General features: G+C 40.5%; 10 protein-coding genes and 1 other RNA gene. 2 read left to right on the forward strand and 9 right to left on the reverse strand.

Annotated features, from left to right (window positions below):
* Positions 1 to 90: 90 nt before the first annotated feature.
* The gene (locus CUU64_RS20230; protein WP_101635485.1) at positions 91 to 2211 is read right to left on the reverse strand and encodes an RNA degradosome polyphosphate kinase; all 2121 of its coding nucleotides are present in this window, start codon (positions 2209 to 2211) and stop codon (positions 91 to 93) included.
* A gap of 56 nt (positions 2212 to 2267) precedes the next feature.
* Entirely contained in the window at positions 2268 to 3797 is a 1530-nt protein-coding gene (locus CUU64_RS20235) for a Ppx/GppA family phosphatase (protein ID WP_101635486.1), read from the reverse strand.
* A 558-nt stretch (positions 3798 to 4355) separates the two neighbouring features.
* On the opposite strand from CUU64_RS20235, the gene CUU64_RS20240 reads away from it, so the two are divergent.
* Positions 4356 to 4658 (forward strand): sugar phosphate isomerase family, encoded by a 303-nt coding sequence (locus CUU64_RS20240; RefSeq protein ID WP_180954694.1) that lies wholly within the window; start codon positions 4356 to 4358, stop codon positions 4656 to 4658.
* 563 nt (positions 4659 to 5221) lie between these two features.
* On the opposite strand, the gene ssrA is transcribed toward CUU64_RS20240, so the two are convergent.
* The 5 genes from ssrA to secG form a co-directional block, all read right to left on the reverse strand.
* Positions 5222 to 5583, reverse strand: a transfer-messenger RNA (tmRNA) gene (gene ssrA, locus CUU64_RS20245).
* A gap of 122 nt (positions 5584 to 5705) precedes the next feature.
* Positions 5706 to 6173 (reverse strand): SsrA-binding protein SmpB, encoded by a 468-nt coding sequence (gene smpB, locus CUU64_RS20250; RefSeq protein WP_101635487.1) that lies wholly within the window; start codon positions 6171 to 6173, stop codon positions 5706 to 5708.
* A 123-nt stretch (positions 6174 to 6296) separates the two neighbouring features.
* Entirely contained in the window at positions 6297 to 8651 is a 2355-nt protein-coding gene (rnr, locus tag CUU64_RS20255) for a ribonuclease R (RefSeq protein WP_101635488.1), read from the reverse strand.
* A 67-nt stretch (positions 8652 to 8718) separates the two neighbouring features.
* Positions 8719 to 9459, reverse strand: a complete 741-nt coding sequence (locus CUU64_RS20260; protein ID WP_101635489.1) for an alpha/beta hydrolase — start codon at positions 9457 to 9459, stop codon at positions 8719 to 8721.
* A gap of 227 nt (positions 9460 to 9686) precedes the next feature.
* Entirely contained in the window at positions 9687 to 9920 is a 234-nt protein-coding gene (gene secG / locus CUU64_RS20265; protein ID WP_101635490.1) for a preprotein translocase subunit SecG, read from the reverse strand.
* 172 nt (positions 9921 to 10092) lie between these two features.
* On the opposite strand from secG, the gene CUU64_RS20270 reads away from it, so the two are divergent.
* Complete coding sequence (locus CUU64_RS20270) at positions 10093 to 10866, forward strand: M15 family metallopeptidase (protein ID WP_101635491.1); 774 nt, start codon at positions 10093 to 10095, stop codon at positions 10864 to 10866.
* A 373-nt stretch (positions 10867 to 11239) separates the two neighbouring features.
* On the opposite strand, the gene CUU64_RS20275 is transcribed toward CUU64_RS20270, so the two are convergent.
* Both CUU64_RS20275 and eno read right to left on the reverse strand, forming a co-directional pair.
* Complete coding sequence (locus tag CUU64_RS20275; RefSeq protein WP_101635492.1) at positions 11240 to 11497, reverse strand: hypothetical protein; 258 nt, start codon at positions 11495 to 11497, stop codon at positions 11240 to 11242.
* 548 nt (positions 11498 to 12045) lie between these two features.
* A complete protein-coding gene (gene eno, locus CUU64_RS20280; protein ID WP_101635493.1) occupies positions 12046 to 13341 on the reverse strand; it encodes a phosphopyruvate hydratase in 1296 nt (431 codons plus the stop codon).

A 13341-nucleotide genomic window follows, 5' to 3' on the forward strand; every position in this document is an offset into this window, starting at 1 on the left:
GCATAATTCTTTTGGCTCCCATTCTTTTGCCAAGAGAATTTGGCCGATGGCATTATTGATTTTCTGTGCTCCAGCAAAATTATCTGAAAATCATTCCTCTTTATTTTTTTTAATCCTGCCATAGGCCAGTTCCATAAGTCTAGTTTGACTATCCATCTCTTCCTCATCAGGTTTTTTTCGGACATAGATATAACAACCGTATTGATCTTGTTCACGGGCTTTTACATTATCGGACAATTGAATGTCCAGTATTTGTTTGATTTGTCTCTTTAGATCCTGATTATATATTGGAAAAGCAATTTCCACCCGCTTCTGCATATTTCTGGTCATTAAATCCGCTGAGGAAAGCAATATTTTTTCTCGTCCGTTTTGATGAAAATAATAGATTCTGCTATGTTCTAAAAAACGGCCTACAATACTGCGGACCTTAATATTTTCGCTTACTCCTTCTATGCCCGGACGAAGGCAGCATATCCCTCTGACAATCAGATCAATCTTCACCCCTGCTTGTGAGGCCGCGTATAATTTTAAGATAACAGGCTTATAAGTAAGGGAATTCATTTTTGCGATGATCCGCCCGTTTCCAGACTGCTCATGGTATTTCATTTCCTCCTCAATCAGTTCAAGAAAATCATCGCAAATGTCGCCAGGAGACAGTGAAAAATGACGAAAGCGCGGCTTTTCCATTAAACCGCTAAGATAATTAAAGAAATTGGTTGCATCTTCCCCGAATTCAGGATGTGACGTAATCAACCCTAAATCCGTATACACTTTTGCCGTTTCTTCATTATAATTTCCTGTTGCAAGATGGACAAAGCGTTGAATGCTTCCGTTGATTTTGCGGACAACAAGCGAAATTTTGCTATGGGTCTTTAAAAATGTTTTTCCATAAATAACATGGCAGCCAGATTTTTCAAGCTCCTTTGCCCAATGAACATTATATTCCTCATTAAACCGGGCTCTTAGTTCTACTAGCACTAGTACTTGTTTCCCCCTCTCTGCCGCCTTTATTAAATTCTCAATGATCGGGGAATGCTCACTGACACGGTAAACGGTCTGCTTTATCGCCAAAACATTCGGATCCTCGGCAGCAGACCGCAAAAAGTCGATGACAGGCTCAAACGAATCATAAGGATGATGCAGGAAAATGTCCTTATGTGCAGCAACGTCAAATATATTTATCTTGTCTTCTCGGATATCCTGGATTAGCACTTTGGGAGGCTGGGGAATTAATTTTTCATAGGTCAACTGTTCCCGAAAAGGTGCAATATGTTGATAGAAACTAAATAAAAAGGTTAAATCCAACGGGCCGTTAATAAAATACGAATCACTCTCGTGAATTTCAAGCTCCTTCAACAAATAAAAAAATATGTCTTTGTCAATATGCTTCTTTGAAACCTCCAGCCGTACCGCTTCGCCCCAATTTCGCGTTTTAAGCTCTTCTTCAATTTCTTTAAGAAGATCTGCCCCCTCCTCGTGTATTTCCAAGTCGGCATTCCTGGTAATCCGGAATTGTGTCACAGATTCAACCTGAAATCCACAGAAAAGCTTATGTACAAAATGGCTGATGATATCCTCCAGAAGGACAAACCTTCTCTGACTTTCATTTTTGTGGCCTGATACTTCAACAAAACGCTCAAAACCTCTTGGCACTTGGACAATGGCTACTTTCTTATGTAAAGGATTCATATCCTTCTCATCCAAAAGAACAACTGCTAGATTCAGGCTCTTATTGGCCAACATCGGGAAAGGTCGATAGGCGTCAATTGCCATCGGTGTTAATACCGGAAAAATCACTTCATCAAAATGCATTTCCAGTGCCATTAATTCTTCCAGCGAAAGATCCTTGATAGATAGAAACGTAATATCCTCCCGCTCTAAAAGAGACAGTAGCGCCTTGAAGTTATCGTACTGCGTACGGACCATTTCCTGGGTCATCTGTGTTATTTTTATGATCTGTTCCTTAGGCGTTAATCCCGATTTATTATCAGGCTTTTTGAATCCAGCTTTTACCTGGTCTTTCAAGCCCGAGACCCTAACCATAAAAAATTCGTCCAGATTTGAACTGAAAATAGCCAAAAATTTAAGCCTTTCAAGCATGGGGTTCCGTGTGTCTTCTGATTCTTCTAATACTCTTTTATTAAAAGCCAACCAGCTGAGTTCCCGGTTATTATAATAAGCGGGTTGAGTTAAATCGATGGGCTTTGACATTCGATTCACACCTTTTCACACTGGAAATTGAAATAAATTTCACATTACCAAGAATTTCATTTCATTAAAATAAAGTGAAGATTAATATTTTTTCCTAAGGAATTCTCTAAATGCTTCAGGTGTTTTTCCGCTTCCTGCTGCTCGACCAGCCAACTGTTATTGCAGTACAGCGCCAAATCTAAACCAGAAAACGTTTCAGAAATTCGGACTTTTTGGATGATATCTCTTTTCGTTCTGTTCAAAACAAATGAAAGTTTTAAAATTGAACCAAGTATCTTGAGTTTTTCCCTTTCTCTTTCAGAAAACCAATCTTTAAACGGCCTAATATTCCTTTTAAAGGAGGCTTTGGAATGATAAGAGGCCAGTAGAGCAAGAATGATGCGCCCGCGATGTGAGAGTCCGTCAATATTTCGATTTAACAGAATATAAAATGTATGCTGCCCAACTGATTCACTTTCAATAAATTCTCCCAAATTATAGAGGGAACCCGCACGCATTAAACGAAATAGATCGTCTTTAGTAAAGTCCGCCTGATCTGTTTGACTAATGGAATTAAATACCATCTCTGCTGTCTTGATGGTTAGCGCCCTTTTCTCTGTATCTATATCATATTCAATAGCCATTCCCTTAAGGCTTTCATTAAGAGGATGCAATATACTTGTTTCTTTTCTAGAACCACTTAGTTCATCATATAAAACGCCGTCCCTAATGCCTTTCTGGCTTAATTGAAAAAAGGGAGCATCGACCGTCCTGTAGAGCGACAAGAATACCTCAATGGCCGGAATGATTATATCTGCGCGTTCCTTTGAAAGTCCCTCTAGACCTATAAGTTCTTGAAATGGTAAAGAAGATAATTTTTCTTTTACTGTCAGAATATCATTTTTGTACATTTCATAATTGTGGATGGAGTCCAAGGGATAGTTTTTCAACGCCTGGTTCACCGCGCCTAAATTTCTTGCATTCCCTCCTATCCCAATGATCGGCAGCTGACAATCGGAAAGCCACTCCACTTCTTGAAACTTATTCTTTAGAAAAGAAGATAATTCCCTTATTTCTTCAGATGTTGGTACTTTCTCTTTAATAAAACGCTTTTTTAATGATAGCGCCCCGAAAGAAAAGCTATGGGAGTTAACGATCCTTCGATTGACAAATTTCGTTATTTCTGTGCTTCCACCACCGATATCAATGGTTATTCCATCCTGTAGATATGTTGAATTGATGATGCCAAGGAATCCATAATAGGCTTCTTCTTCACCTGATAATACCTCTATTGAAAACCCGGTTTGTGCACTTATGGATCGCTTGATTTCTTCCTGATTTTTAGCTTGCCTGATGGCAGCTGTAGCAAAAAGTTTTACGGAAGTGACCTTGTGCAGGGATACTACCTGTTTAAATACCTTTAAGGAATCTAAAAGGATTCGCATACCCTCCGGAGTTAGAGTTAGTTCCTCATCCAAATGGTTTTGCAGCCTCGCTGTAACTTTCATATTTTCCATCTGTTTAATGACGCTTCCCTGTTTATATCGATAAATCACCAATCTAATCGTATTTGAGCCAATATCAACGATGGCTATTTTCTTTTCCATTACATCATCCCTGCTTTGTTATTTCGGCCCGATTAATTCTGCAAGACCAATTAAGTATTCTAAAATTATGTAAGATAAATATTTACTACCTTTACTATACCGAGAACAATTCCGGCCTATTACTAACATATTATGTCCTCTCAATAATTTCACGAGGTAATTTTAATGTAAATCACAAAAATTACGAAATAATAACCATATGATAATTATCTCCAGACAAGAACGGTAATTTTACCCAAATTAACCGTCAGATAGCGGAATGTTTTCATTTCTACCATGAAAGCCGTTTTCATATCACGAACAATTATATCCAATTACCCATATCAGTTCTTTACATTTCCTTAGTAAAGACTTGAAGTATAGACACACGGCAGTATTATCGGTATTGCTATTGCCTGAGGATAAAAACATAAATATATTATTTTCACTGCTATAACTCTTTTCTCCAGCAAAAAAGGACCTACCTAAATAAGCCCATTTCCCCACAAGTTTTTTAATACTTATTAAAATTTATAAATTAGCTATGTAAATGTACCTTAATTCCCTTCTAAAGAAAAGATGGACCTAGTCGTTGGAGCAAAACGAGTAATAGCGGCGATGACACATGTTTCAGCCAAAGGAGAACCGAAAATTCTTCCGGAATGCACCTATCCGTTAACAGCAAAAAACAGAGTGGACACTATCGTTACGGAATATGCCGTATTTAAGCTTCGAGAAAACCGACTTTGGTTAGTTGAATTAGTGGACGAGCTGTCATTCGCACAACTAAAGGAAATGGCGCCAGCTTCCTATGAGATTGCCGATGACATCAAGCGGGTGAAAAGAAAAGACGTTTTCGAAGACGCACTTGTTCTTAAGTAGTAGCGTTTCCATGTCAGTCAGTGGAATGGTGAGAAGAATTTGTTTTTTGTTATTCAGTAGCCGAACATAAGGGATGTTAAACTTAAGATTAGCTTTCAAGTGTGAAGAAATGTAAGGCAGGAAAATCATTACTTTTCGTAAAGGCTGGATGTGATTTATTAGAGGTTGGAATATTAATCTAGGGCCCTTTGCCTTCAAGGGCTCCATTTTTTGTCTGCAAGACATCTTAAAATGCATCTAATTCAAATTTCACGGCTGATATTGTCCCTTTTGGATTCACCGGTCGTACCTGATATAATAATTCTCAGCGGATATTGTCGAAAATTAAGACATTATTTGACTGATTTTATATTGTACAAGTACATAATCGATTATACAATAATACAGAACAAATGTTCCTTATTGTTAACAATGACGAAGGGCAAGTTACCCCTAGAAATGGAAAATACAATGTAGAAATGCTTAAAAGAAAAATTGCTTTCGAGGAGCATTTTTTTCGGATATAAAAAAAGACCAGCATCATACTGGTCTTTTGCCGTGTTATTTGATTTTTTCCACTATGTAAGTGGAGACGGTGGGAGTCGAACCCACGTCCAGACATAACGGCACTTAAGCTTCTACGAGTGTAGTCGATAAATTCGCATTTCACTGGCTCGTTTGCCTATCGACGGGCGGCGGAGCAGCTAGCCTGGTTGTTCTCTTCCTTCATCCTCAGGCGGTGGAATCCGGCGTAGCCCACTTAAAGTGAGTCCCTTACCCTACCACATGGGCAATGGAGGGAGGAACCGCAATCAACTGTTATTAAGCAGCGAAAGCGAGGTTGTTGTTTTGTTTGCCAGTTATAGGCTTTGACGTTTTAACGAGGCCGATCCCCTCGACTCGCAACCTAAGCTCGAACTATCCCTGTCGAATCCGTAACGTCCCCATATTAAAATGGAGCTATACGAGAATGAATAGTCAGCTTTACTTGCTGATATTCAATTGTCATTGATACATTATTCATTATAGCATATTCTCACGAAATTTCAATTGTAAGGTTCTGTAAAACTACATCTTCTGACGGTCGCGGAATGCCCGTTCAATATCTCGTTTTGCTTCCTTCTTCTTTAAATCTTCGCGCTTGTCATATTGTTTTTTACCCTTTCCAAGGCCGATTAACACTTTGGCAAATCCATTTTTCAAATAAACCTTCAACGGTACGATTGTATAGCCGACTTCTTTTGTTTCCCCGATTAATTTATTGATCTGCTTTCGGTGCAGAAGCAGTTTCCGTGTGCGAAGCGGCTCATGGTTATAACGATTCCCCTGTTCATAAGGGCTAACATGCATATTATGAAGAAAAACCTCTCCCCGCTCAATCTTTGCAAAGGAATCCCTCATATTGACCTTTCCTGCACGGATGGATTTAATCTCTGTTCCCTGCAGTACAACGCCAGCCTCAAATGTTTCTTCAATAAAATAATCATGATAAGCTTTTTTGTTCTGTGCGACTTGCTTGCCCTCTCCTTTTGGCATTTCTTCTCCCCCTCCCTGACATTTTATTGTATCAAAAATCCGGGTATTCTTCAAATATCGAAAGAGAGCCTTTTTCGGGCTCCCTTTTATTTAACAAGATATACGTAGGAAGTTAGTGTATTGCTATCTCTTTTTCGATTTCTTATTCCGTTTTGCAGAAGGAGCATTTTCATAGAATTTTTTCTTAGGCTTCTTTCCTGATTTTCCTTCACCGGAAGAATTTCTTCCTCGAGAACCACCTTGTTTTCCAGCATCCTTGCCACCTTTTTTTCGGACCCTCGTGCTTGGAGCCGCCTTAAATATCCGCTTTTCACCGATCTCACGGCTGCGGTTATTCTTCATTCCGATGATTTCAAAATCCACTGACCGCTCATCTTTGTTCACATCGGCGACACGGACGGAGATTTCATCACCAATCCTGAACACCTTTGCAGTTCGCTCACCAATCATGGCGAGTTGCCGTTCATCGAAACGGTAGTAATCATCATTCATTGCACTCACATGGACAAGGCCTTCAATTGTATTAGGCAATTCGACGAACATCCCGAAGTTTGTCACAGAGCTGATGATGCCATCATACTCCTGGCCGATTTTATCAAGCATGAATTCCGCTTTTTTCAGTTCATCCGTTTCTCTTTCCGCATCAACTGCACGACGTTCCCGTTTTGAAGTATGGTCCGCAATTTCCTGCATCCGGGCATTCCACTTTTCACGGGTGGTTTCATCCAGCTTCCCTTCAATCAGATAAGTCCTGATTAATCTATGGACGATTAAATCCGGATAACGGCGGATCGGGGACGTAAAATGGGTGTAAAAGTCTGTCGAGAGACCAAAGTGCCCAAGACTTTCAGGATCATATTTTGCCTGCTGCATCGACCGAAGCATAACTGTGGATATCACCATTTCTTCCGGTTTGCCTTCGACTGCTTCAATGATTTCCTGTAGTGCACGAGGATGTACTGAATTTGCCTTTCCTCTGACGATATAGCCAAAATTCGTAATGAATTCAAAGAATCGTTGCAGTTTTTCCTCTTTTGGATCTTCGTGGATCCGGTAGAGGAACGGCACATCCATCCAATGAAAATGTTGGGCAACTGTTTCGTTGGCAACCAGCATGAATTCTTCAATTAAGCGCTCAGCAACAGACCTTTCCCGCAAAACAACATCTGTCGGATGGCCTTCCTCATCGACTAAAACCTTTGCCTCTTTAAAATCAAAGTCGATGGCACCGCGGTTCATCCGTTTGTTTCGCAGGATCTGGGCGAGCTTTTCCATCTCTTCAAACATCGGAATCAACGGCTCGTACCTCTGATGAAGCTCTTCATCCTTGTCATTAAGAATCTTATTAACATCGCTATATGTCATCCGCTCCGTCGTCTTAATCACGCTGTCAAAGATTTCATGTTCGACTACTTCGCCTTTATCGTTAATCTCCATTTCACAGGAAAGCGTAAAGCGATCCACCCTTGGATTCAAGGAACAAATTCCATTCGAAAGGCGGTGCGGGATCATCGGAATCACCCGATCCACCAAATAGACACTCGTTCCACGTTCAAATGCTTCACGGTCGATTGGAGAGTTTTCAGTGACGTAATGGCTTACATCGGCAATGTGGACGCCAAGTTTGTAATTGCCGTTCTCAAGCCTTGTGACTGTAACGGCATCATCCAGATCTTTTGCATCAGCACCATCAATTGTAACGATCACTTCATTGCGAAGGTCGCGCCTGTCACCAATTTGGCTTTCTTCAATGGTATCAGGCACTTCATTCGCCTGGTCCATGACTTCATCAGGAAATTCCATCGGAAGCCCATGCTTATGGATAATCGAAAGGATGTCTACGCCCGGGTCATTTTTATGCCCGAGTATTTGGATAACCTCACCCTCAGCACTTACACGGCCCTCTGGATAGGATGTAAGCCGGACAACTACCTTATGCCCTTCCACCGCACCGGAAGAAGCACTTTTGGGAATGAAAATGTCATTCGGGATTTTTTTATCATCCGGTATGACGAAGCCAAAATTTTTGCTTTCCACATATGTACCGACAATTTCGGTAACACCGCGTTCAACGATTTTTTCAACCGTTCCTTCCCGCCTTGAGCCCGAGCTTTGCGATGAAACCCTTACTAGCACAGTATCACCATGCATGGCATTTTTTGTTTCTGTTGGCGGAATAAAAATATCATCCGCGCCTGGATCATCCTCAGGCGTAACAAACGCAAATCCTTTAGCGTGTCCTGTAAGTTTACCGCGTATTAAGTTCATTTTTTGAGGCAAGCCATAGCGATTCGCTCTTGTCCGCACAACCAGGCCTTTTTCTTCCATTTTAACAAGCGCTTTGACGAAATCCTTAAAATCAATAGAGTCTTCCACACCTAAAGCTTCCTCTAGCTCCTGGACCGTCAATGGCTTATATGCTTCCTCCTTCATATAAGAGAGGAGCTTATCCATATGGTTACGGATATTTTCATCCATGCTAAAAACCCTCCTTTGTGGGGCATATTGTAATTTTATTTGATTATGAAGGAGAAAGCCGCCAGCGTCATTCCACCCAATCCAGCTTTTCTAAAAATTGATAAACATCCTCATGAAGCTGCTCGCGTTCCTTATCAAGTGTAATGACATGGCCAGATTCCTCATACCATTTTAGATCCTTCACATCCGACTCCACTTCATTATATATGATGTTGGCGCTGTCAGTATTGATCATCTTATCATTCCTCGCTTGGGCGACAAATACTGGGGCATAAACATGATCAACATGATGACGGACATCAGCAATGAGCTCCTGTAATGCTTTCAACGTTTCCATGGGCTGGAACTGTCCCATTTCCTTTTCGATTTGCTCCGGGTCTTTTCCTTCACGCTTCTTAAATTCCCTAGCGTACTCCAAAACTCCTTGATACATTGTTTTCTCACTTTTTATATACATCGGCGCACACATTGGGACAATACCCTTTATAGGTACAGTGTAACCTAATTTCAGTGAAAATACGCCCCCTAATGAAAGGCCGGCAACAGCAATTTCATCATGCCCTCTGCTTTTCAGAAAGTCATAGGCCATCAAAACGTCCTTCCACCAATCGTTTGGCCCAGTCTTAACCAACTCTTCAGGCGGCACCCCATGCCCTTTATATTGAGGCGCGTGGCATGTATAGCCTCTTTTCTCCAGATAGCGGCCAAGCATTCTAACATCGGAAGAATTGCCGGTAAATCCATGAAGCAGCAAAACAGCTCGTTTTCCTCCTTCAAAGGTGAATGGCTGTGGCAGTTTAATCTTCATAATATAAATCCCCTTTTTTCGCTTCTTGTTGAAAATCCTGGTGCAATCCAGAAAATGCGCCAATACTGCCAGATAGCTATATTTTATCCGAGGATTGGCATTTAAAACCTTTCCAAACTAACTACTATTAAAACAAACATTTCGGATTGAAGCCATTTGTTAGCTTTAGAAGCTGACAATAAAAAAAGCCAGGCGCGTCAGCCCAGCTTTTGATGTGTATATAAGATTTATAGGCCAAAGTAAGTAACCAGCATCGTAAGAACAAAAAATAAAACGGATAGAACGACCGTAATACGGTGTAGGACCAAATCAATTCCCCGAGCCTTTTGTTTGCCGAATAACTGTTCAGCGCCACCAGCAATGGAGCCGGACAAACCCGCACTCTTCCCGGATTGCAGCAATACGCTCACGATAAGACCGATACAGACGATAACCAATAAAACGACTAGAAATGTATGCATACTGTTATTCCTCCCGAATACCGAAAAAACATTATCTTTACTGTACCACATTATTGCCATTACTACAATGCAATGTTGATCTTAGCCTTAGTGATAGTTGCAGCATACCGGTATACACTCCGCCATTTTCGGCCAAAATATTCCAATATACTGTATTATTAGGAGTTATACTATGAAAATGCCTTTAGTGAACATATTTGCAATCATAACTGCAGTCTTTCTTTTACTATTCACGTACGCCCAATTTAAGGGCTGGATTCAAGAATCTACAGATAAAACGATCCCTCTTAATATAATTGCCAAGGACAAAAAAGTCGTTGAAACTGGGGCTGGAAAACAAAATGAGAAAAAAGTGGTCGTATCCGAACCAAATGAAATCCCAGTACTTGTTAACAAAGAATTTGCATTACCCGAAAATTATAAACCAACAGATCTAATTTATCCCGATGTTCCTTTTCTCTTTGACGAAAAAACAGAAAAAAGGATGTTGCGGCGGGAAGCGGCATATGCCTTAGAAAAATTATTTGAGGCAGCCGAGAACGATGGTGTGTTTTTAGCTGGAGTTTCCGCCTACCGATCCTATGCCACTCAGAAACAGATATACCAAAACAATATTCAAAGGGACGGCCTTGAAGCAGCCAAAACATATAGTGCTTCCCCTGGAACAAGTGAGCATGAAACGGGACTGGCTATTGATGTTAGCGGCAGCAGTGGAATCTGTGCAACAGTCGACTGCTTTGGGAAAACAATAGAAGCAGAATGGCTTGCAAATCATGCGAATGAACATGGATTTATCATCCGCTATCCAGAAGGCAAGCAAAAAATTACCGGTTATAAATATGAACCTTGGCATTTACGGTATGTAGGTTTGGACATTGCAAAAAAGATTACTTTGCAAGGTATTACACTGGAGGAGTATATGAATGTAGTTCCTGTTATGAAGTAATATTCTTTTTTAAGATAGCGTTCCCTTCTGACAGCGGTGTGTCGTTTTCCGGTGGATTTTTCAACCTACGGAATCAATACATACTTTCTGCCTAATATCGAAACTCTTCTAATCAATCGAATTAACAAATTCTATAAGTCGGTATAAAGGAGTAACCTATTCCGATGTTTTTTATGCTGAAGTTCAGAAACATGGAACATTTCATATCGATGCCAACGATGATATTTTAATTAATGCATTATACCCCTCTCCTCCGTCTGCAACTTTCTTTCTCAAACAATTGTCTTGAAATAAGAAAACCTGACTCTTGTCAGAGGCAGGTAATTTGCTACATCATTTTATTCTCAGAGAACCGCCATTGTGGTAATCAGCGTTACAAGTACACTTTTCCGCTCAAGTTACATTCAATGTCATCACAAGCCCGGTTATCGAATAATCTGAAAATTGGAATGAGCGCCCAAGCTTCATGATTCTCTATAGCGTGTGCAACTGCTTCTGTATCCTCTAGTAAACGTAATTCTTCTATGTAAAATTGAGCAGTGCTCATAGCCAGGTATTCATGTTTAGTGGTTCGTTTAAAAAATAATTGAGACAACACATCTACGGCATCTGATGCAAAATTATATTTCATCTTATCACTCCTAAGGATAAATAATTTAGTAGAGCACAGCAAACAGCCTCTTAAATTTCCCTTTCACTTTTTAATTCCCTTTTTTGTTCGTAATTTCCTTTAAAAAAATGTATAAATAGGGCTTAATGCCTTATTAAGATTCGATGTATTGTATGTCCCCACAATAGTGAACGTTTTACGTAGCGTATTACACTTGATTACATTTTTAACTGTAACCAAGAAGTTTTATAAGAAAAACGGTAAAAAACTTAACCAATTCAGTTAGTCATGGTATACGCATGTATGTCCCACCGTTTTTCCGGTCTATGAGGAGAATTAAGGGGGCTCATTCCTCCCTTGATCCATTTCTTTACTACGCATTGCATTCGTATTTGCAAGTTTTGTACAGGCAAGTTCTACTCTCATAGAACAAAAAACCTCCTGTTCAGTGCTTTATACACTGAACAGGAGGTTTTTTCATACATGTTTGTGCGATTAAATTCAGTAAGATGACTACACAGCTTAGACGTCTCCAAACCGTATATTCCTATATTCGAACTTTTTGTTTATTACTTTTTAAGGTTGTAGAAAGATTTCAATCCGCCATATACCGCTAAATCGCCAAGCTCGTCCTCGATGCGGAGAAGCTGGTTGTATTTAGCAACACGGTCTGTACGGGACATTGAACCTGTTTTAATTTGGCCAGCGTTAGTAGCTACCGCAATATCAGCGATTGTAACATCTTCTGTTTCCCCTGAACGGTGGGAAACTACTGCAGTGTATCCTGCACGTTTAGCCATTTCAATTGCATCAAATGTTTCAGTTAGTGTACCGATTTGGTTGACCTTGATAAGGATAGAGTTGCCGACGCCTTTTTCGATACCTTCAGCAAGCTTCTTAGTGTTTGTAACAAATAGATCGTCACCAACTAATTGAATTTTGCCGCCAAGGCGTTCAGTTAATAGCTTGTGGCCATCCCAGTCGTTTTCATCCAATCCATCTTCAATAGAGATGATTGGGAATTCGTTAACCAATTCCTCGTAGAAGCTTACCATTTCTTCAGAGCTTAAGCCTGTGCGGCCTTCACCAGCAAGGTCATATTTGCCTGTTTCTTTGTTAAAGAATTCAGACGATGCAACATCCATGCCAAGGTAAACATCTTTGCCTGGCTCATAACCAGCCTTTTTGATAGCTTCGATGATTACTTCAAGCGCTTCACGGTTTGAACCAAGGTTTGGAGCAAATCCACCTTCGTCACCAACAGCTGTATTCAAGCCTTTAGAAGAAAGAACTGATTTCAATGCATGGAATACTTCCGCTCCCATACGGATTGCTTCCTTGAATGTAGAAGCTCCAACAGGAAGAATCATGAATTCCTGGAAGTCCACGTTGTTGTCAGCATGGGATCCGCCGTTAATGATGTTCATCATTGGTGTTGGAAGCTGCTTCGCATTGGATCCGCCAAGGTAACGGTATAATGGAAGGCCAACAGATTCAGCAGCTGCGTGAGCACAAGCCATGGAAACACCAAGAATTGCGTTAGCTCCCAGCTTTCCTTTATTCTCTGTACCGTCTAATTCAATCATCGTACGGTCAATGCCAACTTGGTCTGTAACATCCATGCCGATAATAGCTTCTGAAATAATTTCATTCACGTTATCAACCGCTTTTTGAACACCTTTTCCAAGATAACGAGATTTGTCTCCATCACGAAGCTCAACCGCTTCATATTCACCAGTTGAAGCACCAGAAGGAACGATAGCACGGCCAAAGAAACCGGACTCAGTCATTACTTCCACTTCAACAGTTGGGTTACCGCGGGAATCAAGTACTTCACGTGCATATACATATTGGATAAATGGCAT

Origin of the sequence: Bacillus sp. V5-8f (genome assembly GCF_002863565.1) — a bacterium.
In the GTDB taxonomy this organism is placed as follows: domain Bacteria; phylum Bacillota; class Bacilli; order Bacillales; family DSM-1321; genus Peribacillus.

Coding starts and splice junctions, on each gene's coding strand:
- CUU64_RS20230 (WP_101635485.1), bottom strand. CDS start 2,211: ATGTCAAAGCCCATCGATTTAACTCAACCCGCTTATTATAATAACCGG.
- CUU64_RS20235 (WP_101635486.1), bottom strand. CDS start 3,797: ATGGAAAAGAAAATAGCCATCGTTGATATTGGCTCAAATACGATTAGA.
- CUU64_RS20240 (WP_180954694.1), top strand. CDS start 4,356: ATGGACCTAGTCGTTGGAGCAAAACGAGTAATAGCGGCGATGACACAT.
- smpB (WP_101635487.1), bottom strand. CDS start 6,173: ATGCCAAAAGGAGAGGGCAAGCAAGTCGCACAGAACAAAAAAGCTTAT.
- rnr (WP_101635488.1), bottom strand. CDS start 8,651: ATGGATGAAAATATCCGTAACCATATGGATAAGCTCCTCTCTTATATG.
- CUU64_RS20260 (WP_101635489.1), bottom strand. CDS start 9,459: ATGAAGATTAAACTGCCACAGCCATTCACCTTTGAAGGAGGAAAACGA.
- secG (WP_101635490.1), bottom strand. CDS start 9,920: ATGCATACATTTCTAGTCGTTTTATTGGTTATCGTCTGTATCGGTCTT.
- CUU64_RS20270 (WP_101635491.1), top strand. CDS start 10,093: ATGAAAATGCCTTTAGTGAACATATTTGCAATCATAACTGCAGTCTTT.
- CUU64_RS20275 (WP_101635492.1), bottom strand. CDS start 11,497: ATGAAATATAATTTTGCATCAGATGCCGTAGATGTGTTGTCTCAATTA.
- eno (WP_101635493.1), bottom strand. CDS start 13,341: ATGCCATTTATCCAATATGTATATGCACGTGAAGTACTTGATTCCCGC.